Source organism: Anaerolineales bacterium, from assembly GCA_037382465.1.
Classification (GTDB): Bacteria; Chloroflexota; Anaerolineae; order Anaerolineales; family E44-bin32; genus WVZH01.
On the sequence record JARRPX010000004.1, the window covers coordinates 1 to 23,471 of the forward strand.

26 protein-coding genes are annotated in these 23,471 nt (G+C 57.9%); 14 read left to right on the plus strand and 12 right to left on the minus strand.

Going from position 1 to position 23,471, the window contains the following annotated elements; genetic code table 11:
- From jag to P8Z34_02060, 13 genes are all read left to right on the plus strand, one after another.
- Positions 1 to 647, plus strand: a 647-nt coding sequence (gene jag, locus P8Z34_02000) for an RNA-binding cell elongation regulator Jag/EloR (protein ID MEJ2549438.1), incomplete at its 5' end; no start/stop codon positions are given.
- Between the two features lie 15 nt (positions 648 to 662).
- Positions 663 to 1,529 carry a PfkB family carbohydrate kinase gene (locus P8Z34_02005; protein ID MEJ2549439.1) on the plus strand — a complete coding sequence of 289 codons (867 nt, stop codon included), beginning with the start codon at positions 663 to 665 and terminating at the stop codon, positions 1,527 to 1,529.
- A complete protein-coding gene (locus P8Z34_02010; protein ID MEJ2549440.1) occupies positions 1,529 to 2,326 on the plus strand; it encodes a ParA family protein in 798 nt (265 codons plus the stop codon). The genes P8Z34_02005 and P8Z34_02010 overlap by 1 nt, the downstream gene beginning before the upstream one ends.
- An 8-nt stretch (positions 2,327 to 2,334) precedes the next feature.
- Entirely contained in the window at positions 2,335 to 3,195 is an 861-nt protein-coding gene (locus P8Z34_02015; protein ID MEJ2549441.1) for a ParB/RepB/Spo0J family partition protein, read from the plus strand.
- A 9-nt stretch (positions 3,196 to 3,204) separates the two neighbouring features.
- Positions 3,205 to 4,242, plus strand: a complete 1,038-nt coding sequence (locus tag P8Z34_02020; protein ID MEJ2549442.1) for a ketopantoate reductase family protein — start codon at positions 3,205 to 3,207, stop codon at positions 4,240 to 4,242.
- A 274-nt stretch (positions 4,243 to 4,516) separates the two neighbouring features.
- On the plus strand, positions 4,517 to 5,335 hold the full coding sequence (locus P8Z34_02025) for a hypothetical protein (GenBank protein ID MEJ2549443.1): 819 nt from the start codon (positions 4,517 to 4,519) through the stop codon (positions 5,333 to 5,335).
- A 220-nt stretch (positions 5,336 to 5,555) separates the two neighbouring features.
- Complete coding sequence (fabG, locus tag P8Z34_02030) at positions 5,556 to 6,317, plus strand: 3-oxoacyl-[acyl-carrier-protein] reductase (protein MEJ2549444.1); 762 nt, start codon at positions 5,556 to 5,558, stop codon at positions 6,315 to 6,317.
- Between the two features lie 269 nt (positions 6,318 to 6,586).
- A complete protein-coding gene (locus P8Z34_02035; GenBank protein MEJ2549445.1) occupies positions 6,587 to 6,940 on the plus strand; it encodes an Asp23/Gls24 family envelope stress response protein in 354 nt (117 codons plus the stop codon).
- A gap of 20 nt (positions 6,941 to 6,960) precedes the next feature.
- Positions 6,961 to 7,377 carry a transcription antitermination factor NusB gene (nusB, locus tag P8Z34_02040; GenBank protein MEJ2549446.1) on the plus strand — a complete coding sequence of 139 codons (417 nt, stop codon included), beginning with the start codon at positions 6,961 to 6,963 and terminating at the stop codon, positions 7,375 to 7,377.
- Between the two features lie 33 nt (positions 7,378 to 7,410).
- Complete coding sequence (locus tag P8Z34_02045; protein ID MEJ2549447.1) at positions 7,411 to 7,878, plus strand: hypothetical protein; 468 nt, start codon at positions 7,411 to 7,413, stop codon at positions 7,876 to 7,878.
- A gap of 11 nt (positions 7,879 to 7,889) precedes the next feature.
- Positions 7,890 to 8,753 carry a twin-arginine translocase subunit TatC gene (gene tatC, locus P8Z34_02050; protein ID MEJ2549448.1) on the plus strand — a complete coding sequence of 288 codons (864 nt, stop codon included), beginning with the start codon at positions 7,890 to 7,892 and terminating at the stop codon, positions 8,751 to 8,753.
- 238 nt (positions 8,754 to 8,991) lie between these two features.
- A complete protein-coding gene (locus P8Z34_02055) occupies positions 8,992 to 9,801 on the plus strand; it encodes a hypothetical protein (GenBank protein ID MEJ2549449.1) in 810 nt (269 codons plus the stop codon).
- A 46-nt stretch (positions 9,802 to 9,847) separates the two neighbouring features.
- The gene (locus tag P8Z34_02060) at positions 9,848 to 12,328 is read left to right on the plus strand and encodes a carboxypeptidase regulatory-like domain-containing protein (protein MEJ2549450.1); all 2,481 of its coding nucleotides are present in this window, start codon (positions 9,848 to 9,850) and stop codon (positions 12,326 to 12,328) included.
- Positions 12,329 to 12,482: 154 nt separating this feature from the next.
- On the opposite strand, the gene P8Z34_02065 is transcribed toward P8Z34_02060, so the two are convergent.
- The 3 genes from P8Z34_02065 to P8Z34_02075 form a co-directional block, all read right to left on the minus strand.
- Positions 12,483 to 12,698 carry a hypothetical protein gene (locus P8Z34_02065; protein ID MEJ2549451.1) on the minus strand — a complete coding sequence of 72 codons (216 nt, stop codon included), beginning with the start codon at positions 12,696 to 12,698 and terminating at the stop codon, positions 12,483 to 12,485.
- Between the two features lie 107 nt (positions 12,699 to 12,805).
- The gene (locus tag P8Z34_02070) at positions 12,806 to 13,018 is read right to left on the minus strand and encodes a hypothetical protein (protein MEJ2549452.1); all 213 of its coding nucleotides are present in this window, start codon (positions 13,016 to 13,018) and stop codon (positions 12,806 to 12,808) included.
- Between the two features lie 27 nt (positions 13,019 to 13,045).
- Positions 13,046 to 13,360: a hypothetical protein gene (locus tag P8Z34_02075; protein MEJ2549453.1), complete on the minus strand. Its 315-nt coding sequence runs from the start codon at positions 13,358 to 13,360 to the stop codon at positions 13,046 to 13,048.
- Between the two features lie 195 nt (positions 13,361 to 13,555).
- On the opposite strand from P8Z34_02075, the gene ftcD reads away from it, so the two are divergent.
- A complete protein-coding gene (ftcD, locus tag P8Z34_02080) occupies positions 13,556 to 14,476 on the plus strand; it encodes a glutamate formimidoyltransferase (protein ID MEJ2549454.1) in 921 nt (306 codons plus the stop codon).
- A gap of 33 nt (positions 14,477 to 14,509) precedes the next feature.
- Here ftcD and P8Z34_02085 read toward each other — a convergent pair whose 3' ends face one another.
- The 9 genes from P8Z34_02085 to P8Z34_02125 form a co-directional block, all read right to left on the minus strand.
- Positions 14,510 to 16,171 (minus strand): CapA family protein, encoded by a 1,662-nt coding sequence (locus tag P8Z34_02085; GenBank protein MEJ2549455.1) that lies wholly within the window; start codon positions 16,169 to 16,171, stop codon positions 14,510 to 14,512.
- A gap of 82 nt (positions 16,172 to 16,253) precedes the next feature.
- Positions 16,254 to 17,168, minus strand: a complete 915-nt coding sequence (locus P8Z34_02090; protein MEJ2549456.1) for an ABC transporter ATP-binding protein — start codon at positions 17,166 to 17,168, stop codon at positions 16,254 to 16,256.
- On the minus strand, positions 17,161 to 18,105 hold the full coding sequence (locus P8Z34_02095; protein ID MEJ2549457.1) for an ABC transporter ATP-binding protein: 945 nt from the start codon (positions 18,103 to 18,105) through the stop codon (positions 17,161 to 17,163). Before P8Z34_02095 ends, P8Z34_02090 begins: the two co-directional genes overlap by 8 nt.
- Positions 18,106 to 18,161: 56 nt before the next feature.
- Positions 18,162 to 19,508: an efflux RND transporter periplasmic adaptor subunit gene (locus P8Z34_02100; GenBank protein ID MEJ2549458.1), complete on the minus strand. Its 1,347-nt coding sequence runs from the start codon at positions 19,506 to 19,508 to the stop codon at positions 18,162 to 18,164.
- Positions 19,509 to 19,575: 67 nt separating this feature from the next.
- The gene (locus P8Z34_02105; protein ID MEJ2549459.1) at positions 19,576 to 20,709 is read right to left on the minus strand and encodes an ABC transporter permease; all 1,134 of its coding nucleotides are present in this window, start codon (positions 20,707 to 20,709) and stop codon (positions 19,576 to 19,578) included.
- Between the two features lie 166 nt (positions 20,710 to 20,875).
- Complete coding sequence (locus P8Z34_02110; GenBank protein MEJ2549460.1) at positions 20,876 to 21,466, minus strand: TetR/AcrR family transcriptional regulator; 591 nt, start codon at positions 21,464 to 21,466, stop codon at positions 20,876 to 20,878.
- Between the two features lie 199 nt (positions 21,467 to 21,665).
- Positions 21,666 to 22,565, minus strand: coding sequence for an ARMT1-like domain-containing protein (locus tag P8Z34_02115; GenBank protein MEJ2549461.1), 900 nt, complete (start codon positions 22,563 to 22,565; stop codon positions 21,666 to 21,668).
- 124 nt (positions 22,566 to 22,689) lie between these two features.
- Positions 22,690 to 22,884, minus strand: a complete 195-nt coding sequence (locus P8Z34_02120; protein ID MEJ2549462.1) for a hypothetical protein — start codon at positions 22,882 to 22,884, stop codon at positions 22,690 to 22,692.
- The gene (locus tag P8Z34_02125; GenBank protein ID MEJ2549463.1) at positions 22,877 to 23,326 is read right to left on the minus strand and encodes a hypothetical protein; all 450 of its coding nucleotides are present in this window, start codon (positions 23,324 to 23,326) and stop codon (positions 22,877 to 22,879) included. The genes P8Z34_02120 and P8Z34_02125 overlap by 8 nt, the downstream gene beginning before the upstream one ends.
- Positions 23,327 to 23,471: the final 145 nt, after the last annotated feature.

Genomic DNA, 23,471 nt, shown 5'->3' on the forward strand with positions numbered 1-23,471 from the left:
CTCCTGAAGCTTTCGACGTCGAGGTCATCGACGAAGGCGGGCGCGGCTTTCTCGGATTGGGAAACCGGCAAGTAAGAGTACGGCTTACGATACGCACCTCTGCGTCGCAGGAGGCGCAGGACGAGCGGCGGTCTCAAGAACCCGCCGAAGCGGTGCCCCAAATGGAAGGCGAGGATGCCGAAGTCGTGCGGGTCGCGCGCGAGACGGTCGCCGAGCTGCTGCAGCGCATGGACATCCGCGGAGACGTCGAAGCCAGCTGGGGAGAATCGGACGAGGAAGGAAGGATCCGCCCACTTCTCGTCGACATTCACGGCGATGACCTGAACGTTCTGATCGGCCGCCGCGGCAAGACGCTTTACGCGCTGCAGTACATCACCCGTCTGATTCTGGGCAAGGAGCTCAAACGTCCGGTCGCCGTTGTGATCGACGTCGAGGGCTATCGCGCTCGTAAGGAAAAACAACTGCGCAGGCTCGCGCGCCGCATGGCACAGCAAGCGCTGGAAACCGGCCGTACCATGACCCTCGAACCGATGGCGCCCAACGAGCGGCGCATCATCCACATCGAACTACGCGACGACCCGAACGTCAAGACCGTCAGCGTCGGTGAAGGGGATCGTCGAAAAGTCACCATCGTTCCCGTCCGCTAGAGAACCCGGCAAACCATGGCATCTCTTCCGGAGATTCGTCGTTCGAGCAAACCCACGCCCATCGATTACCTCGTCATCGGCCACATCGCAAAGGACCAATCCCCGCAGGGAGATGAGATCGGGGGGACTGCAGCGTATGCCGGCCGGACGGCGCAGGCACACGATTTGTCTGTCGGCGTTCTGACCTCGTACGCCGGGGATCTCAACCTGAGCCCCTTAAACGGTTTGGACATCCGCAACGTTTCGTCCGCAGCCACGACGACCTTCGAAAATCTTTACACCGCCCGGGGACGCGACCAGTTCTTACGCAGCGTAGCTGAACCCATTCACGCAGCTGCCGTCCCTGAGAAATGGCAGCAAACACCGCTCGTGCATCTCGGACCGATCGCCAACGAGGTGAGCCCGGATCTGATCGGATGCTTTGCGGAGGCGTTCATCGGTCTGACGCCGCAGGGCTGGCTGCGCAGATGGAACGAAGACGGAAAAATCCATCTCATGCATTGGGAGACCATTCGAGACGTCCTGCCGCTGGCCGATGCGGTCGTTCTCAGCCTGGAAGACCTCGATAACGTTCCCCAGACCGTTCCAGCCGTGGCGGAAAACTGCCGGCTGCTCGTCGTCACCGATGGACCGAACGGGGCATGGGTACATTTCAAAGGTCAGCGGCGGCATTTTCCTGCCCCGCGCATGGTGGAAGTAGATCCGACCGGCGCCGGGGATATCTTCGCCGCTGCATTTTTCATCCACGTTCAACGCCATCGAGATCCGTGGGAAGCGGCCCGTCTGGCGACGGAATTGGCCTCTAAATCCGTCATGCGAACGGGCATCGAAAGCTCGCCGTCGCGGGAAGAAGTGCGAGCTTTGCAGGCAGAGGTGCGTTGATGACTCGAATATACACCCTGGTCAACCAGAAGGGCGGCGTGGGCAAGACGACAACGGCGATCAACCTCGGCGCTTACCTGGCGAAAATGGGACAAAAAGTGCTGCTCGTGGATCTCGATCCACAAGCCAACGCCACGTCCTGCCTGGGCATCAACCACGCCGAGATCAAGGTCGGCACGTACGACGTCCTCATTGGCCGCAAACCGGCCGCTGAAAGCACGTTGATCAATCCGAAATTGAAAATGTCCTTGATGCCCTCATCCCCTGCCTTGGCGGGCGCACAAGTCGAATTGGTGGGAATCGACGGCCGGGAAAAGCTACTGCAGGAGGCCCTGGCGCCGATCACGGGTCAATACGACTACATCTTGATCGATTGCCCGCCGTCGTTGGGACTGCTGACGATCAATGGATTGATGGCCGCATCCCATGGCGTGATCATCCCCATCCAATGCGAGTATCTTGCCCTCGAAGGACTGACCCAGCTCATGAAGACGCTTCAACGTGTACGCAGCAGTCTCTTTCCCGCACTGGCAATTCGAGGTATGCTGCTGACGATGTACGACAGCCGGACCAACCTCTCGAAGGACGTCGTCGATGAAGTGCGCCAACACTTCCCCGGCAGAGTTTTCCATGCGATCATCCCCCGCAGCATTCGTTTGGCAGAAGCGCCGTCCCATGGGGTGCCGATCCTAGCATACGATCCGGGCTCTCCCGGAGCCGCCGCCTATCAATCCCTGGCGCAGGAAATCCTGCAAGGTGACGGCGTGGACCTGCGCGAAGCCAGTAAAAAAGTGTGAGGCCTGATATGAGCCGCAAGCGAGGTCTTGGAAAAGGTCTGGACGCTCTCATTCCGACGGGCGAAGAGCAGCCGGAAGTTGAAAGCGGCGTGCTCCAGGTTCCTATCGACGACATCGTTCCCAATCCGCGCCAGCCGAGAGCGAACTTCGACGAGCAAGGCCTGCAATCCCTGGCAGACTCGATCCGGGAGCACGGTGTCCTGCAGCCTCTGATGGTCGCGAGAGGTTCCGAGGCGGAAGGTTACGTGCTGATCGCCGGTGAGCGGCGGCTGCAAGCGGCGCGAATCGCCGGTCTGGCGACAGTTCCGGTCATCGTACGCCAGGCAGACGACCAGCAAAGTCTGGAATGGGCGCTCGTCGAGAATCTGCAGCGGACGGACCTGAATCCGCTCGAGGCGGCGCAGGGATACGAACAATTGGCCAGCGAATTCGGGCTGTCCCACGAGCAGATCGCAAAACGTGTGGGCAAGAGCCGCACGGCGATCAGCAACACCTTACGGCTGCTCAAACTCTCTCCGGCCGTGCGCAAAGCGCTGCTCGATGGAACGATACACGAAGGGCATGCCCGCGCTTTGCTGGCTCTCTCCAGCGCGCAGGCGCAATCGGCCGCGCTGCAAACGATCTTGCAAAATGACTTCAGCGTCCGTCAGGCGGAATCCCTGGTGCGCCGGCTGACGGGGGAAAAAAAGCAATCGGCGCCGGTGAAGAAGAAAACGCCGGAGGAAACTGCCCTCGAGGATCAACTGCGCCAGGCGCTGGGCACCAAAGTGAGTCTGCAGCAAAGCAAAGGCAGCGGCAGGATCATCATCCACTTTTACTCCGACGAAGAGTTGAACGCCCTCATCGAATACCTGCTGGGATCTTCGTAGGCGCTTCGCATGCACTACATAATCTACGGTACGGGAGCAGTCGGCGGTCTGATTGGCGGCCGGCTTGCCTTGTCCGGCCAGCGTGTTACGTTCCTGGCGCGTCCGCACGTCGCTGAAGCGCTGCGTACAAACGGGCTGACTCTGCAGACAGACGGTACTCGCACGCGCCTGGCGCAGCCCGAAACCATCACGGAGCTGCGCGCCGCATTTTCTGATCCTCCGGCGGATCTGATCGTCCTCACCGTGAAAGCGTACGATTGCCGTTCCGCGGCGCAGGACATCCAGGCTGCCGCCGTGGCCCGAATTCCCGTTCTTTCGATGCTCAACGGCGTTGGCAACGAGCAGACGCTGGCCGAGCTGCTCGGCGAGGACCGAGTCCTCTCGGGCACGCTGACCACTGCGGTGCAGCACCTGGAGCCGGGACTGATCCGCATCGAAAGGGAGCGCGGGGTGGGATTGGTGCAGGATCGAGCGATCGTACCGGGCATCGCAGCGGAACTGCGCCAGGCCGGATTCGACGTCCGGCTCTACCACGATCGTGCGCGCCTGAAGTGGTCCAAATTGCTGACCAACATCGTCGCCAATGCCAGTTCAGCCATCCTGGGATGGCCGCCCGAACGCATATTCGCCCACCCCGGCCTGGCCCGGCTGGAGATCGAAGCCCTGCGAGAGACGATGCGCGTGATGCGAGGCCTGGGAATCAGCCCGCAAAATCTGCCCGGCGTACCCGTGGCCCTGCTCGGGCGGGCGATCTTCCTGCCGGCGGGGGTCATCCGTCCCGTGCTGGGGAAAGTCGTAGCAAAAGGCCGAGGGGAAAAGCTGCCGTCCTTCCACTACGACATCGGCAAAGGCCGCAGCGAAGTGGAATGGTTGAATGGCGCCGTCGTGCACCAGGGAAGCGAGCAAGGCATTGCTACACCGGCAAATCGGACGCTCACAGACGCGATGCTCGAGCTGACGAAGCACCAGACGGATCCGAAATTATTTCGGGATGACCCTGAAAGGCTGCTGAGGCGCGCCAGGGAAATTGGCGTTCCGGGTATATGATTTTATAATTTACGGCCAGATGGGCTCTTGACCAGGGAATCTCTCGATTGTGGACTGATTCTACGTAACTTGCTCACACACCAATTTAGCTCAGGAAGATTCCGCAATTGCCAGGATGCATCCGGCGTAACTCGCTTGCTCAAAGCACTCCTTCACACGCTTGTCTGTGAATGAGATCGAAGATGACAATCGCTCGAGGAGGACAGCCATAAAACACACCCAACTGATCAACAATGCGTTCAAAATCATGTTACAAAATGGATCGTTGTGGATCGTGACGGTAATTACGATCGGTACGGTGACTGTCGTTCAAACCCTGCTCGGGCAAGCCGGAATCGCGTTTGCGATCCTGACTTCACTCCTTGCTTTTACATACACTGCGTTCTTGCCGGGAGCGCTGATTCACCTGGTCAACGCCATCGCAGAGCGGCATTCCGTGACCGTACAGGACGGATTTACTGCCGCCATACGCAATCTCCTTCGTTTGTTGGGGCTGCGGGTCATTCTCCTGCTGCCGGTATGGATCATTTCATTCCTGGCAACCAGAACGTACGCCAGCGCGATGGGCCAGGCCGCTGGAACGGGTGAACTTCAATCGTCAGCCGCATACACGCAATCAGGAATCCTTCTGGGCATTCGCTGTTTCATCAGTTTGCTAACCATTTTTTCAGGCGCCATCAGCGTTGGGGCCGATCGTGCAGTGGTTCTGGAAGGTATGATCGTTTTCGACGCGCTGAAGCGCGGCGTACGCATATTATTGGATAAATTGAAGGATTTCATCGTAATTGGATTTTTACTGGGGCTGGTCATCGTCGTACCGGCAGTATTCTTGACATGTTGTCTTAGTTCAAGCATCATTCCACTGTCGCTGCAGAATAACGCATTCCCGGATCTCGGTAATGTCCTGCGCTCGTTCCATAATGATCCATTCAGCAACCTCCCCATCTTGGCCATCAACGTGGCCATCAGTATATTCTTTGAGTCCTTGGTGCAAATCCTGTCTTCAAGCGCCTGGACACTGGCCTTCCGCTATTGGCAGGGAATGGACCCCATCGTTCCCCAGGATCAGCCAGAAATCACTGTCGTAGAATAATTGCAGCCGGGGGAATAGCAACACTGTAGGAAAAGATATGCATGATTTTCACGATTTCACACGCAACCAACGATCCACGAACGGGTTGCTATCGTAAAATCATATCGACACCGATACAAAGGGGGATATGCAGGATCGATCCATATCCCCACATCCGAAAGCTCGCCTCGTGTCCGGCGCGGTATACTTGTGCGAGCCATGACAATCTAAGGAGATTCACATGACTGAAAAATCGGCCTCGTTCGAGGGGCAAGTTGCCATCGTTACCGGCGGATCCGGCGGGATCGGACAATCCATCGTTCAATCGTTCGCCACGCGCGGCGTATCGGTCGCGGTTGCGGATTACGCCTTCGAAAGCGCGGTGAAAGTTGCAGCCGATATCAGCAAGTCGACGGGAGTCAAGGCGATCGCCGTCAAAGTGGACGTCTCGGATTTCGAACAGGCCAAAGCGATGGCCGAGACGGTCATCAAGGAACTCGGAAGGATCGACATCCTGGTCAACAACGCCGGCATCACGCGCGACGATCTCATCATCCGCATGCCCGTTGAGGATTGGGACGCCGTGATCAACGTCAATCTCAAAGGCGGCTGGAATTGTTCCAAGGCCGTCGTGCGCAGCATGATGAAGCAGCGCTACGGCCGCATCGTAAACATCTCATCCGTTTCCGGACAGGTCGGACAAGCCGGGCAAACCAACTACTCGGCCTCGAAAGCCGGGTTGATCGGCTTCACCAAAGCCCTGGCGCGCGAGGTTGCCACGCGCGGCATCACCGTCAACGCCGTGGCGCCCGGATTCATCCCGACGCCGCTGACGGAAACCCTTCCACAAGAATTGATGGATTACATCCTGGGCATGACTCCCATGGGACGCATGGGCTCCACAGAAGAAATCGCCGCGGCCGTAACCTTCCTGGCCTCCCCCGAAGCATCCTACATCACCGGCCAGGTTCTGGGTGTGGATGGCGGTATGGCGATGATGTAGGTAGAATATATTTAACAACATTGCAGGCGGATTTTCTCGTTCTCGAGAACGAAAGCACATAACCCGAACGGAGGAAACCGCCTCCAGTGTGTCAAGCCGTTCACGTTTCTTTTGGCGTACGCACAAGATCTATCCATGAGGTATGCTGAAGTCGGAGCGGACGAGGCTTACGACACGATGCCGCCGCCCGTGTTTGCGGGAAATCGTGTCTCGAATTCGGTAAAATAGCAGTCGATATCTGCGTCAAACGAACCAGGGAGTGAAAAGACATGGCTGCGAAAGAAAAGGATGCCGCACGAGCGCCCGGCGCGACGACGATCGCCCCAAACGTGCTCGTTACAACTGCAAGGCTGGCCGCACTGGGTGTTCAGGGAGTCGCTGCAGTCGCTCCAGGCCCCAGCAGTGTAAACCGGCTCTTCCGCCGCGGATCCGGCGAAGGCGTCCGTATCGAAATCGACAACGAAGCGGTGTCTGTTGATCTGCACCTCGTACTAGAAAAAGACACCAACGTCCGAGACGTGAGCCGCAAGGTCCAGGAAAATGTCGCCCGAGCGATCGAAGACATCGTTGGAATGCAGGTTACGCGCATCGATGTACACATCGAAGACATCGATTACACCTAACCCCGGCCGATGCGCGCGTCATGAAGCGTGAAAGGCGGCGCGCGCGAAGTCTGGCGCTGCAGATACTCTATGAAGTCGACTGCGTCGGGCATCCATTGGAGGAAGTCCTGGCCGGCCGCCTGGAGAGGAGCAGCGATCTCGAGGAGGAAACAGCGGCATTTCTCCGTCAAATGGTATTGGGTGCGTTCGAGCATGCAGAAGAATTGGACGCCATGATCGCCAGCTGCGCACCGGATTGGCCGGTGGATGAGCTGGCGATTTTAGACCGGAACATCCTGAGAATCGCACTGTGGGAGATCAAGATTTACACAAAAACTCCGGTGAAGGTTGCCATCAATGAAGCCGTGGAACTGGCAAAACGTTTCAGCTCCGATAACGCCCCTCGATTCATCAACGGCGTTCTGGGCACCTTGATTCGGGAAGATGAAGAGTCTTGATCTTTGACAAATAGGAAAACCGAGTAAAGACGCATGAACATATTTGGCGTGGGTACGCTTGAAATCATTTTCATCTTGATCATCGCCCTCATCTTCATCGGCCCGGAAGACATTGGAAAGTATGCCCGCTCAGCAGGACGTTTCTTAAACCGTTTCTACCGTTCGGATACCTGGCGACTATTTCGCGAAACCTCGCGCAACATACGCTCCTTGCCCAACCGATTGGCGCGTGAAGCCGCGCTCGAGGAGTTGGAAGAGATCAAGCGTACGATCGAAGATACGGCGGAAGAATTGAACGAGGTGCAGGATGAATTGGATGAAACGGAAAAGGAACTCACCGAATCATCAAAACCTGCCGGTAAGAAAGAATCTCCCAGTCTGCAGGAATCGCAAGGACTCGAGGATGGTCTGAAAGCCTGGACGCCGCAAGAAAAGGAAACCAAATCCAACGATACCACCGCTCCAGCGAAAGATGCGCAAAACGCTGAAGGCGATCAATAACGAGTGCTTCTATGAGACGCAGATTTCTAGACAAGGTCCGCCACATACTCGGGTTTCCATTTCGCTTGATCTCGAAACCCTTCCGCGCATTCAGGGAGTTCATCGAATACGAGCCGGAGGACACTCCCCTCGGCGATGCACTCACCAAGGCAGTCGAGCAGCCGTCCGCTTTGCTCGAACACCTCGAAGCGCTGCGAGGTCACATCATCCGCTCGGTCATCGTTCTCGTGATCATGATCATCGTGAGTATGACCTTTGCCAGCAAGGTCCTCGACTGGCTGGCCAAACCGATCGGCGGGATCGCCAACCTCCAAGCGATCGAAGTGACCGAATCCATAGGCGCCTTTATGCGCGTTTCGCTGCTGACGGGATTCGCCATGGCACTGCCCTACATCAGCGCCGAGATATTCGCCTACGTGAATCCGGGGCTGAAACCTCGTGAGCGCAAGTCGTTATTGGCCATCACGCCTTTCGCCACGGTGCTTTTCCTGATGGGCATGGCCTTTGCTTACTACATCATGCTCCCGGCCGCGCTGCCCTTCATGTTGGGTTTCATCGGCATCAACACTGTGCCGCGTCCCTCGAACTACATCCGTTTCGTCACCGGCGTGATGTTCTGGATCGGAGTCGCCTTCCAATTCCCGCTCGTCATCTACAGCATGGCGAGACTGGGTATCGTCCAGGCCAAAACGTTGGCTCAAGGTTGGCGCGTGGCGATTGTGGCCATCGCCGTTGTGGCGGCCGTCGTGACCCCGACGATCGATCCGGTAAACATGGCCATCGTCATGGTGCCGATGATCCTGCTTTACTTCATCAGCATCGCTGCGGCTGCGATCGCACAACGCCGGCTTGCCGCCTCCCAATTGAAGTCATAATTCACACACGCAAGCTGTTCATCGTCTTTGCCCTCCTTTCTCTCGTGCGGTAGAATTCGTGCGCTCCCGAATCCCTGGAATCCGGCACCCTCGCCCTGCTGTAAAGACGTAAGATGAATTGGATTCGTCGAGCGCAGCGGAGAAGTTGCGTTATCGGTACGACGATCGCCCAGTATGCATGGCCGCCGCAGTACATGGGTAAACGGCGAATTCGCAGCCATCGAGGTTTGAAAGGCCGATGGACAGAGCTTTCGTAGAATCCGCACCCCGGGAATTTGGCTCCGTGATCAGCACTCACGGATTGCGTCGAGAGTATCGCACGCTCGGCGTTTCGTTGACCGTGATCGGACTCTGCACGGCCTTCCTCAGCGCGGCAATCGGAATCTACCGCTGGTACTTCGCCTATCGCCATTTCGGACCCGCTGCTGTAGCACGCTGGTCCGGACCGGCCCTCGGGATCAGTTTCGCTTCCGCCATGCTGGGTCTCATCGGTCTGGCGTATTTATTGCACCTACGGGGAGCGTACACAAAAGTTTACGCCGGAGGCATCTTGATCAGCCGGAGAGGGAAATTCGAAAGAATCCCATGGGATCAAATTCAAGCCATCTCGACGTCGTCGGTGCGCTACGGCCTGCCCTGGTTTTCCTGGGGCAGGAGTTCGAAGATTACGATTCATCTCAAACCAAAGGGAAAGCGTTCCTTGAGCCAGTCGCTTACGAACCTGGATCAACTGGCGATCACGGCGAAAAAGTACGTCTATCCGGGATTGCTGGAACAATATCGCCAAGCACTGCAGCAAGGAGATGCAGTACAATTCGGTTCCATAGAAATCACGAGAAGAGAACTCCTTCACGGCAAGCGGAAGTATCCGTGGGCCGAAATCAACAAGGTCAAATTAGACAGGGGTTTTCTGATCATCGAAAAACAATCCGCCCACTGGAAGCGGAGAATGCGGCTGTCTGCACAGCGCATCCCGAACATCGATCTTTGCTTCCAGCTCATACAACATTTCCTCACGGAGGAAAAAACGAGACATCAGGGTGCCTGACAGAATGCAAAGCGGAAAGCTAACCCACAATCCATTAATAAACTCGATGAGCAAACACCGATCGATGTACTTGCTTCTCGTGATACTCTTGATTCCGCTCGTATCGGGCTGTTCGCTCACCGACATGTTCTCGGGCAGCAGCGGCCCCACGTCCAGAGTGATTCCCACGGCCACACCGCTGCCGGCCGCGGAGGTCGTCTTCAGTGCATCCCCGCCCGCGGACACGACCTCGAAATCCGACCTGGCGCTCGTCGTCGTCGACGAAGTGACCGGTCTCGACTATAACACCGTTACGCATGAAATGAAGCGCCAAAAGGATGGACACTGGGAAGTCCATGTCGCCGTGCCCGTCAGCTCAGTGCTGCACTACCGCTACACTCGCCAGTCGCCGTCGCCCGCGGACGAGGCGGACACCATGGGAAATCCCATCGAATATCGCCTGGCGAAAATCGATGGTCCAACCCGGATCGATGATGTCATTGCCACCTGGAGCGACGCTGCCTATCAAGGACCCGTAGGCAGGATTATCGGTCAGCTCACCGATCAAGCCGATGGATCGCCGCTTGCGGAGATGGTCGTGGTCGTTGCGGGCGTTCGCACGTTCAGCGACGGGGAGGGAAATTTCCGCATCGAAGGTCTTCAACCCGGTTTGCACCAACTCGTGGTCTTCAGCCCGACCGGCGCGTACCAAACCGTGCAGCAAGGCGCGCTGATTGCCGCAGACAGCACGACTCCCATTGCGCTGCAGCTCTCGGCTGCGCAACGGGTTCAAGTTACTTTTGAGATCTCCGTTCCGGAAGACACGATCCCCGGCATACCGCTGCGCATCGCCGGCAACGTACAGCAAATGGGCAACGTCTTCAGCCCGCTTTCCGGCGGCGTAAATCTGAGTGTGGCCAAGATGCCCGAAGCCCTTCTGGTGACTCCTACCGATTACATCTCCGTCGTGACGCTCTACAGCGGCACAGACCTGCGTTACAAATACACGCTCGGGGACGGCTTCTGGAACGCCGAGCGCGATCCGGATGGCTATTTCCTGACGCGGCAATTAATCGTCCCGGACTACGACATCATCTTAAAAGACGCCGTAGCAACGTGGCACGGCGGATCGAAGGGCAGCGTGCAATTCAACGTCACCGTGCCTGCGGATACACCGCCCGGCGAGCAGATCAGCCTGCAGCTCAACCCGTACACGTGGTTCGAGCCGATCCCGATGTGGCCCCAGGACGAAAACCAATGGTTCTACGTCTTGCACGGCCCCCTCGATTTCAGCGGAACGATCGGCTACCGCTACTGCCGCAATGGCCAATGTGGCAGCGCCGACGACATCGAGACGGCCGGCTCGAATTCCATGGGTCGTCCACTCACCCCCTCACGAGACATGCAACAGCTCCACGATGAGGTGACAGCGTGGTGGTGGTTGTCCGCCGATTCGCCCTCGACGACCATCATCGCTCCGGCGATCGAAGCCCGCAATGATTACGAGGTCGGTGTGGAATTGGTGTCCGGTTACCATCCGAATCTTCAAGCTCTGACCACTGCGATGCTCGGCAGTGTCGTAGATCTCGGATCCAACGCCATCGTGTTGACGCCCAGTTGGGTGCTCGAGGAGAACGAACCCACGCCGAACATCGCTTTCGATCCGGCACGCGCCCCCTTTGCGGCCGACCTGGAAAACACGATCCGTGAAGCGACAAAACGAGGCCTCGAGATCTCCCTTCGACCAACGTTGTCCGTTGAGGACGGCAGCCTGCAGAATTGGTGGCTGACGGCGCCCCGCGATTCGGCCTGGTGGGATGTGTGGTTTGAAGAATACAGATCGTTCATACTCACCTACGCACGGCTGGCCGAACGGAATGACGTATCCCGTCTGGTCCTCGGCGGAGTCGAGACGATGCCTGCCCTGCCCGGCGGATTGATCGCAGGCGACATTTCTTCCGAAGTGCCGATGGACGCAGAACATCGCTGGCTGGAGCTCATCACGGAGATCGGCGAAATATACGACGGCGAGCTCGCCTTTCAGATCGAGCTGTCGGATGAACTGGAGGCGATTCCCAATTTCATGGTCGCCTGCGATGCAGTGTATGTGTATTGGCATGCCCCGTTGGCCACCACGGAGGAAGCTTCGCCCGCAGAAATGCAATCTGCGGCGAGCTCGCTGCTGGACACCGTGCTGCTCGCCGATCCGAGGCTTTCGAACGTTCCCATCTATCTGAGTGTGGAATACCTTTCCATCGAGGGCTCGGCGAGCGCGTGCGCCAAAGCGCCGGACGAAACGTGCAGAGACAACACCGAGTTCGAGCAGGGCGCCATCGTCGACCCGGATTTGGGAGTCGATTTACTCGCACAAGCGCAGGCGCTCAATGCGGTGCTTCTGGAAGCTACCGTTCGAGATGAGATCCAGGGCTTCTTCGTACGTGGCTATAATCCCAGCGTAGTGCTGCAAGACAAATCAGCTTCTATCTATGGGAAACCGGGACGTGATGTAATCTGGTACTGGTACTCCCGCCTCACCGGTGTCCAATAGAAGACAATACGGATCAAAACCCCTCCCTGTTCGCCAGGTAACGATGAATGTATTACGAGCCTCTAAATAGGGGAAGGTTAAATGCAAAGCGTGCCGAGTGTGCCTCGGCGAGATCCGTGGTTAATGAGATTATGAATCTCTATCGCTAACCGGATTATTGACGGCGAAGCCACCATAAATAGCCGACGTACCAAACGATACAGGCTACTCCAATAATGCCCCAGATCGGAAAGCCGGCTTTGAGCGCTGCGACCCAATCTGACCCGGTAAATAGCCCGATATACATCGTTATCGAAGCCCACACGATGACGAAAGTGCCAAAGAGCCAGAATCGCATAACTTTCAAACGCTTGACCTTGTCCTCATCCATTTGTAATCCTCCCGAAAGGTAAGGTCTGATGCTCCCAAGATTCTAGATAAAAAGCATCATGGGCGCAACAAGATACCCATCAAATTGGCTCATCTGGAGCGAAGCTCTCACTTTAAGGCCTCGTTGAATGCCGCCTCCAGATCTTCGGCCTCAACGTAACCCAACCATTGATGGATCACCGTCCCGTCCTCATCTACGAGGAAAAGATGCGGCTGGACCCGGTAACCCAGCTCTCGCTTGAAAGAGTCCGTACGGGGATCGTCGATGTCGAGATAAACGAAGTCGATGTCTTCCTGCCACTTTGCTTCGAGCCCGTGCACGACGGGCGCCAATCGCTGGCAGGTCGGTCACCAGAAAGCAAAGAACTCGACCAGAGTCACCCTGCCGGAGCCCAGCTTCACGCGGCCCGGATTCGTCGCCGTTAATTCCGTACGCGGCTCCGGATGTGGTCCTGCTGCCGCTGGTTCTTCAGCTGCCGAGGCATCAGACGCTTGCGCCTGATTCGACTCTCCTACTTCCGATCCCTCGTCCGCCGAAGAACCGGATGTTTGCGGCTGGTTTCCTTCAGCGACGCTGGAAGCAGGGCTGCCCGCCTGACAAGATACCAAAAGGAAGGCAACCAGGAGCAATCCCATCAACACGCGAAACCTTCGCGAAGTCATTATTCCTCCATCCAGAAGCGAAAAATCCGGCAACGGCCAAAACCCAGGCATCAATGCCAAGCTATCTACATTCTATCGCGTGATTCCCAAACGCTCGTTGAGGTCCGAAGTCGAGATCGACCAAATCGATTATCCGGTGGCAGTAACCCATCAACCGCAGTCAGGCTATAATGGAAGCAGAACAGGGAGGCCGTAATGCCCCAAAGGATCGTGGAATGTGTTCCGAACTTCTCCGAGGGCCGGCGCACGAACGTAATCCGAGCGATCGAGCAGGTCATTTCAAACGTTTCCGGCGTCTTCGTGCTCGACCGCCACAGCGACGAGGATCACAATCGTACGGTGATCACCTTCGCGGGAACACCGGCCGCCGTTTCGGAGGCAGCTTTTCGAGCGATCGAAAAAGCTGCCGGGACGATCGACCTCGATAAACACCGTGGAGCGCATCCCCGCTTGGGCGCCACCGACGTGGTTCCCTTCGTCCCCCTCTCCGGCATCGAGATGGATGAATGCGTCGAACTGGCCCGGTCGTTGGGGAAACGAGTGGGACAGGAACTGGGCATTCCGGTTTACTTATACGAGCGCGCCGCGCTCCGTCCACAGCGCGTTCAACTCGAAGATGTCCGCCGGGGAGAATATGAAGCGTTGAGGGAGTCACTGGGCAAGGACCCCGAACGCGATCCGGATTTCGGACCCAAAACACTAGGTCCGGCAGGCGCCACGATCATCGGCGCCCGTCCGCCGCTGATCGCCTACAACGTCTATTTATCCACCGACGATGTGACAGTTGCGAAAAAGATCGCCCGCATCGTACGCCAATCCTCCGGCGGTTTACCCAACGTGAAAGCGATCGGATTGCTGGTCGGGGGACAGGCCCAGGTGTCGATGAATCTGACCGACTTTAACGTCACCCCGATCGCCCGCGTCCAGGAGATGATCCGCAGCGAAGCCAAGCGCTGCGGCACATCGATCCATCACGCGGAGTTGGTCGGTTTGGTTCCGCAGGCCGCAATCACCGCTGCCGCAAGCTGGTATCTGCAGCTCAATCCCCTGGCCCCCGAGCAGATTCTGGAAACGCAGTTGTTCCACGCCATGTCCACTGACGCAGAAGACGCTTAGCTTCGACTGGAAAGGCCGGCGATAGGCGATAGGCTACCAGAGGCTTCTGGCAAAAATATCGGCGAGAAACGCAAGGCGCTCTTCAGCCGTCATCGGACGCGGTTGGGCGTAATCCTCGAGCAGCGCCGTTCGCAGCTCCGTGCTGATGTGACGGCCATCGTAGACGACGTAAAAATCGATGAACTCCTGGCGCAGTGCCAGAGACTGCATTTGATCGAAAAACAGATTTCCCAAACCGTAGTGTATGAACCCGCCGTTGTAAAATTCAAACCCTAGCGGCTGATGCGCTTGGCTTCCGCTGACGATATTTGCACCGGCATCGACCGCCTCTCGAAAAGCATCCCGTTGTGGCGGCAGCAAAGAGGCTCCTTCGAACCATTGGAAGGTGAAAACCACGAGGTATCCATCCGACCGCAGACGTTCGATCTCGGCGTATAACGTTTCCGTATCACAAGGAGCCGCGCCCGGAGAATCCTCCGTCGCCCAGGCGTGCGCCGGACCGGCAGCGTTGCATCCCAAAAAGGCGAGGTGATTGCCGTTATGATCGATGGTCACCGCACGCAAGGCTTCGTCCAGATTTCGTCCACCACCGAACGTCTGCCAGTTCCGCGCCTGGTACAGATCCAGGGTGTAGAGCAGAGCGTCCTCCCCCCAATCATTCACGTGATTGCCGGTGAGTTCCACAAGGTCCACACCGACATCTTCGAGCAGGGCAATGTTCTTCGGCGCGCTGCAGAAGCGCATGTCCGCGGTGAGAGGATCGGGCGTCGGACAGGATTCGGCGAAAGACACTTCGTTGCTGACGTGGGTCAGGTCCGCGTCGCGCAGCCAATCCCCGATCAACAGACCCGGATAGTCCACGCCGTGGGAGTCCATCCTCGCCGCCGTGCCGCGCGTCAAGGCGGTAACGCCGGTCATGGCCAGGATCGTCATGCGTGCAGGATCCCGATTTGTCGCCGGCCAATCCACCAACCGCAGGAATTGCTCGATCGCCTGAGAAGATCCGCTTAGCCCAAAGCTCACCCGGAGCAGGTAATTGTCCCCATCAAAATCGTTTCGGATGGGAGATTTCTCATCCACTTCCAACACCTTCCAGCGCGGTTCGAGCTCGTCGAAGGGGACGATGGCATAGGCAGGTCGATCGGCCCAGGCCACATCGGCCAGGGTCTGCGGAGAGACGCCGACGACTTTCGCCTCGTCCGCGGCGCCGAACAGCCCTTCGAAGGCCATCAGTGTGGTGTTGGAGGCATAGATTTTTCCCTCGAAGTCACCGCTTCCGGCCCAGATCGCCTGCAGATCCGTCCCGGCCACACCGTCCTGCAGCGTGGGGAACGGCGCCGCAAGTGCATAGATCCACTCCACAGGTCGAAATTCAGCGTTCGCCTGAATCTTCAACTGGGCGTCCGCTTCGTCGCTGATGCGGATCGATGCTGCATTGGTCCGGACGGCGCCGTCTATGCGTTCTCTCAAACCCATCGGCACCGCAGGTGATATCCACACGTTCAACGGCTCCGGTGTAGGCGTGACAGTGAGCGGCTGGAAGGCAGTCGGACTGGGCGAAGATGGAGCAGGCAGCGATGGGGAAGCAAATGGGAAGTGACAGGATTGAAGCACCGCAGAGACGGCGAGGGATAACGCCGAAAGACAGAGAATCAAGGAGTATCTTGACGGGAGAATGCGTTTTCGAAGCCCCATGCAGGGGATCATTATCCCACGCCTGGCGCCGGGATGCCAAGGAATCGGCAGACGTAAAAATGCTTCCCGTACAGACGCCCGTTCAGGTTCCCAACAGCGCCAGGAAGACATCCTCGAGCGAAGGTTCGACCACGGCGATACGTGAGATCTGCACCGCAGCCTGCGATAACGCCCGCTGCAAATCCGCTTCACGGACATCGGCGGGCGCGATCACGCGCAGATGGTCGCCCGCCAATCCGGCCCGGGTTACGTGCGGATCATCTGCAAGCGCCTTTAACGCTTCCAGCATCGGTTCCGCAAAAACGTCCCAGGCGGTGCCCGGGAGCGCCTCGCGTTTGAGTTCCGACGGCGTGCCCATGGCCATCAAACGGCCGCGGTGCATGATGCCCACGCGTCCGCAGTATTCCGCTTCGTCCATGTAATGCGTGGTCACCAGGGCCGTCACGCCTTCATCCGACAGGGCGTAGATCAAATCCCAGAAATCCCTGCGGGCGACGGGATCGACACCGCTGGTAGGTTCGTCCAGGAAGAGCAGCCTGGGTTGATGAATGATCGCGGTGGCCAGAGCCAGCCGCTGCCGCCAGCCGATGGGCAGCGACCCGGCGCGTTCCCCTACCATGTCGTTCAGACCCAAGCGGTCCAACACCTCACGCAGGCGCGCAGGGTCGTGCATACCGTACACACCGGCGTAAAAAGTGAGGTTTTCCAACCCCGTCAACTCGTCATACAGGGCGAATTTCTGCGACATGTAACCCACGCGAGCCCGGATGGCTTCCGCTTCACTACGCGAATCAAAGCCTAACACCTTCGCCCAGCCCCCACTCGGCAGCAGCAGTCCCAGCAACATGCGGATCGTGGTCGTTTTTCCGGCGCCGTTGGGTCCCAGATAGCCCACCACTTCACCGCGCCGCACCTCGAACGATACCCTGTCGACGGCGATGAAATCTCCAAACTTCTTGCTGAGTTCCTCGGTCTGGACAACGACATCGTCAGGCATCGGCGTTATCATCCTGGGTCAGCAATTCGATGAAGACGTCCTCCAACCCGGGAGGTGTTTCGGTCAGCCGCGTGACCGTGCCCCCCATTTTCTCTATGCCGGTTTTCAAACGCCGGATCACACTCCCGTTCTCCCCGGCTTTCACACGGATGTGCCAGCGGTCTCCGAAGGCGCGCACGCCTTCGATCTGCGGGATATCGTCTGCCACGCGTTCGACGATCCGTCTGGGGCCGCCGTACAAGGCGAGGATACGTCCCGCCAGCCGCTGTGTGATCTCCCCCGGCGATCCTTCCAACAAGAGTCTGCCATCCGAAAGAAAACCGACCTTGTTGCAGCGGGAGGCTTCGTCCATGTAAGGCGTGCTGATCAATACGGCGACGCCATCGCGCAGGAGTTCGATCAGCAGCTGCCAGAACATCTGCCGGGTGAGTGCATCGACCCCACCGGTGGGTTCGTCGAGCAGCAGCACTCGCGGTTTGTGGACCAACGCCGCCGCCAATCCCAGTTTTTGTTTCATTCCGCCGGAGAGCGCATCCGCCCTTCGGTTCACGAAGTCTTTCAGCCCCACGAAATCCAGAATTTCTTCGCAACGCGGACGCCACTCGGACGGTGAAATCCCGCGCACCTCGGCGAAGAAACGCAGGTTCTCCAACACGGTCAAATCCCCGTACAGGCTAAAACGCTGCGGTAAATAGCCGATCTGCGCCCTCGCCCGCTCCGTCTGCTCCCACAGGTCGATCCCAGCCAGCCTGACCGACCCTGAATCCGGGGTATACGCACCGCACAACAAGCGCATGGTGGTGGTCTTTCCCGCGCCATCCGGCCCGACCAGGGCATAGATCTCGCCTGCTCGCACGCGCAAAGAGAGACCGTTCACGGCGGTGCGCGCAGCGAAGCTCTTACGCAGATCATCGGCCTGGATCAAGGTCTCCAACACGCGCCCTCCTCACCTATGCCCGAGTTTTCGACAGGAATCGGCCGGCCGTAGGTCCCTCATTCGACGAACTCCACGTCCGCCGGCATGCCCGGCTTCAAGCGTCCGGTAGGATCGTTCAGCTCCAGTTTGATGGCGAAAACCGTCACCCGGCGTCCTTCTTTGGTCTGCACGTTTCGCGGGGTGAATTCTGCCCGGTCGGCAATGCGCGTCACCGTGGCGTTGAAGGTTTCATCGGGAAACGAGTCCACGGTAACGATCGCTGCCTGGCCCAGATGAATCTGCCCGTATCGATCTTCCTCGATGAAAACCGTGATGGTCAGGTCGTCCAGTTGAGCGAGCGTCAAGGCGACTGCACCGGGCTGGAGCACTTCGCCCGGTTCTACGTTGCGCGTGATCACGACGCCCGAGATCGGGGCGGATACCTCCATTTTTCCCAATTGCAGGTCGATCACGTCCAATTCGGCCTGCGCCTGCGACAATCCGGCGTTCGCCTGATCGACAGCCGCCTGGGCCTGATCGAGATTTCGTTCGGCGATGCGCACCTGAAGCGCGTAATCTCCGCTCTGCAGCGCCGCCAGATGGTCGCGTGCCGAGTCGTAGCGCTCCTGGGCGACGGCCAAACGCGCCCGCGCTTCGAGAACGTCCTCGGCGTCCTTCCCGGACAGCAGTTGATCGTAATCCGACTGCGCCGCTTCGAGTTCGGCTTTCGCGGCATCGTATCGATCCTCGGCGTATTGTTCGAGATCCGCATCGTCGCGCGCGCGGCGGGCGCGATCCAGGACTTCCTTTGCGACCCTGAAACTGATGCGTGCGTCGGCGAGGCGGTCTGCGGCTTGCTGCAAGTCTTCCATAGTGGAGGCTTCGAGCAGCGTATCGAAGCGCGATTGTTCGTCCTGCAGTGCAGCCTGGGCGAGATCGACCTCTTTTTGGGCGGCGTCGATCTCTTCCGACTGGTCGAAATACCAGACCGGCAGATCAAACTCCGAGGGCATTGTGGTCCGCCAGCGGTCCTCCCGATTGGGCTGGTCGGTCTGACGCTGCATGCGGCGCGTGAGATCGGCCTGCAGCGTCAGCAAATCCAGGTTGATCTGAGCGCTGTTGAGCGTCGCCCTGGCCGTTTGGACCGCCGCCTGTGTTTGCTCCCGCTGCGCCTGCAGCAGTTCGTCGTCGAGACGAAGCAGCAAATCGCCGACTTCAACGTGATCCCCTTCGTCGACGAGCACGACATCGATTCGTCCCGCCACTTCCGGCGAGATCGTCACCTCCAGCGCCTCGACCGTACCGGAGGCCTGGATACCCGCTTCCGTCTCCTTCGAGACGTTGGCCAGATATACGATCGAGATCACGATCAACAAGGGGATCAGCAGTAAAAGAACTGCTCTGCGGATACGTTCGACTGTCATGCTAACCTCCCAATTCACCCGCTATCCTTTCCAGCGGATGGAAAACGTTCAAAACGGAAACACGCCCTCAATCGAGGCGTTTACGAAAACGCAGGGCCGCCAGAGTCATCATCACCCCACCGAAGAGGAGCAAGGCCAATATCTCATCCCGCAGGGCGCTTATGCCCACACCCTTGATCAGTAAAGAACGGATGACGACCAGGTAGTAGCGCAGTGGAATGATCGTCGAAATCCACTGCAGCACCTTGGGCATGGCTTCGATGGGGAAGAAAAAGCCCGAGAGGAAAATGCTCGGCAAGTAGGTGAAAAATGCCCCGAGCATCGCCTCCTGCTGCGTGTTCGATATGGTCGAAACCAGCAGCCCTACGCCCAACCCCGAGAGCAGGAACAGACCGGAAAGGAGCAGGATGAGGCTCAGGTTGCTGCGAATGGGGACGTGGAAGAGCAGGGACCCGATTGCCAGAACCTCCAGGGTGTTGATCAACGCCAGAAACACGTACGGCAGAATCTTACCGACGACCAATTCCCAGGGCCGGATGGGCGTGACGATGAGCTGCTCGATCGTGCCGCGTTCGCGCTCGCGCACGACGGCCGTGGCGGTGAGAGTGGACGTCAGTGCATACAGGATCGTGCCGATCACCCCGGGTACCATGAAATAGGCATCGATCATGTCCGGGTTGTACCAGACCTGGGTATGCAGTTCCAACGGGGCTTCCGGAACGGCGGAGATGCTGAAGCGTGCGCTCTGGTCGAGCAGCACCTGCGTTGCATACGCCTGGGCGATCAATTTGGCCGCAGAGAGCGACGTCGAAGCGATCGTCGGATCGCTTCCGTCGAGGACGAAGACCGCGCTCGCCGAACCTTGCCCTGTCAAGCGCCGGCTGTAATCCGGCGGGATGATCAGGCCCACTTTGGCATCTCCATCATCGATCGTCTCCCGCAATTCGTCCTCGGAATCGACCTCGATCACGATCTGGAAGTAGTCCGCGGCACGGTACGCGTCCAGCAATTGCCTGGCCGAGGCGCTGCGATCCTGGTCCAGAACCGCCATGGGGATGTTGCGCACGTCTGTCGTTGCGGCGTATCCCATGAGCAGGATCTGCGTGACCGGTATGGCGATGACCAGCAGCAAGGTGCGCGGATCGCGCCAGATTTGGATGAACTCTTTACGGATTAGCGACATCAAGCGGTTGTTTAGCATGTCCGTCCTGCCCTGTCAGACCTTGGCGAAGATCAATTTATAGGAGAACCAATTCCCGGCCCGTCTATCGAGCTTGAAACCTGGGCTCCAGACGCACCAACGTGTGCAGTCCGATGTCGAGCAGCAGGATCAACATAACCCGCTGCAAGATCTCGGCGGCCATCTCTCAGTCCTCCGTGACGATTCCTTGTAAAAAGATATCGACGGTATAGTCCAGCGCGTCGGCTCGCATTTCGAACGGGAATCCCTCGCCGAGGAATTTTTCGATCAGGAAGTAAGCGTAGAAATTCGCCAGGAAAACGCGCACGATGATCGGGATCGGTATCGGGCGGATGTTGTCCTTCATCTCAGCGAATTCCTGCACGATGCTCAAGACCTGCGGAATGAAATGCGACATCAAATCGGGAAGGTGCCGGCTCTTGAACTCGACGATCTCGATCAGCATCAGGTTGAGGAAATCCGGACGCCGGTCCAGCACTGCGATCATGCCCTCTGCCACGTGTTTGACGAATTCTTCCACCGAATCGCCGGTTGCGGCGCGTACGATGGGCACGATCTCGTGGTAAGGATGGAACCGCTGCATGACCTTGACGAAGATGTCTTCCTTGTTGTTGAAATGATTGTAGATGCCGCTCAAGGCGATGCCGGCTTCCTGGGCGATCTGGCGCATGGACGTACCGTGATAACCCTGCTGTTCGAACAGCAAGCGGGCCGCTTCGACGATGCGGGTGCTGGTCTTCTCGCCCTTTGCGATCATCAGTGTTTTCTCAGTTACTTACTTGATTATATGAACGAACGTTCGTTTCTATATTAATCAATATAGGGACATCTGTCAAGAGCGACGAACGCCAACGAAATCCCGGGAGGGAACGAACGGAGTTGAATCAAGAAGTGGAAAAAGAAAACCTACGCATGCTCCAGCCGGATGGAAAACATCTCCTCACATCGACCGGTGCTCAAGCGTGGTCGAATGCATTTTCGTTGCACATCAGGACGATCTCCCCCACCGCACAGCCCAAACCTCTGGCAATCACCGGGCATTTTGCCATGAACAGAAAATAGACCGGGCGGCGTACGTCCGACAAGGTCTCATAATTTCCCTGTCCCTTGCTGATGACCAAATCAGCCTCGTCGAAGATGGCGATAAACTCTTGCGAGCACGACTCAAGAATCGTCCCCGGGGCTTCCGATCCACTCGAGATGACTTCCGCAACCCGGTCGATTCCGGCCGCAAGCGCATCTTCTCTCGTGGCGTCGTTGATGATCGGTTTCTCCCGAACCGCATAAAGGATCTCTTTTACGGGGTCGATGCGTTTGATTTCTTCCATGAGCACTCGATCAAAAACGGTCTCACCAACGTTATCGCCGAGATAGAGAATGGTCCCGGCCTCAGCGAGCGCGTTTCGGAAAGATCGAACGTCGAAGAGTGACTCTCTTTCCGCCGCGATGGCCTTCTGTTCTTTCTGCAGGATTTTGTCGAGCTCGTTTTCCACAACGAGCGAGTTCTCGGTGCCGTAATCGATGATGTTTCCTGCGATGGCCAACTCTACCGCCATACGCAGTCCATCTTCCGCAATCTCGACTTTCTGCTTCAGGTCCGGATAGATCGCCAATGTCTGCTCTGTCGCTCTGTGCTTCAGGTCACGATAGGGGTCGGGATTTCCGCTCATCCGTTTGACGATGTCGTGAATCGTTTTCCCCATCTCGGGAGGTGTAGACGACAGGCGGAATCCCGGAATCGATCTTGCGACCTCATCGAGGATTCTCTTTTTGGTTTTCACGTCCGCGCCGGTTATTCTGGCGGCCTCAAGCGCCTGCCGGAAGAAGCACGGTATGCATTCAAGATAGGTTTTCATGTCATTGTTGAAATGTGTCTCACACGCGCAACCGCGGCAACGCCGTCTCGCGCGCCTGACGAAAATCAGGCGGTGTTTATGTTCGAGGAATCCTCACGAACGCAGCTTGCCGTTTACCCCTGCTCTATTTGGCGATCTGACGCAGTAAACCCAGCAGTGCCATGCCGATCTTCATACCCTCGCTGGTGCCGAGCTTCGGCCTTTCGCCCTGCTGTTCCGCCCGCCGCACGAGCAGCACGGCCATCATCAGGCCAGTGATTGTGCCGATCACACCGCCCATGATCAGGGTTCGAGTTCTCCAGTTCTCGTCATCATTCATATAGATTTCCCTCATCGGAACGAAAGATCGAGGCTACACCGTGGAAGAATGCCTTGATTCCCGCCCAGGCGGACAGCGTGCTGATCATCGGTTTAGCCGCCAGATCGCCGCTGTGCTTCGCTGTACGTTCCAGTCGTTCCAAAAAACGATACGCTTTCCTGAAAGGAGCCGGCAGCAACCGGATCAGCTTCTCCGTCGCAAACACGGCGAAACCCAGGATCACCACGGCCAACACACCGAAGAGCAGGATCGGCAGCGCCAGGCAAACCACGGACACGTCCGCGAAAATGCCGGGATTGCTGTCCTCCGGCCAGAGAAAGATCGCGAGCCCCGCGATCAAGAGCACAGCAAACAGCAACGGCAGGTAGATCTCCCTGCGGATTTGCCGCCGCGTGCTCGGTCGTAATCCAACTTTCTCCTGGCGGTGATCTCTCGGATTCATCTCTATCTGATCCTCGTGATTATGCGCTATTGTAGCACGTCCAGCGGATGCTCAGGGAGGAGGATCACCAGCGCGATTCCATCCAGCCTCCCAGCGGTTGTTCCGATCCACTGTTCCAACGCATCGGGATGCGATAGAATTCTAG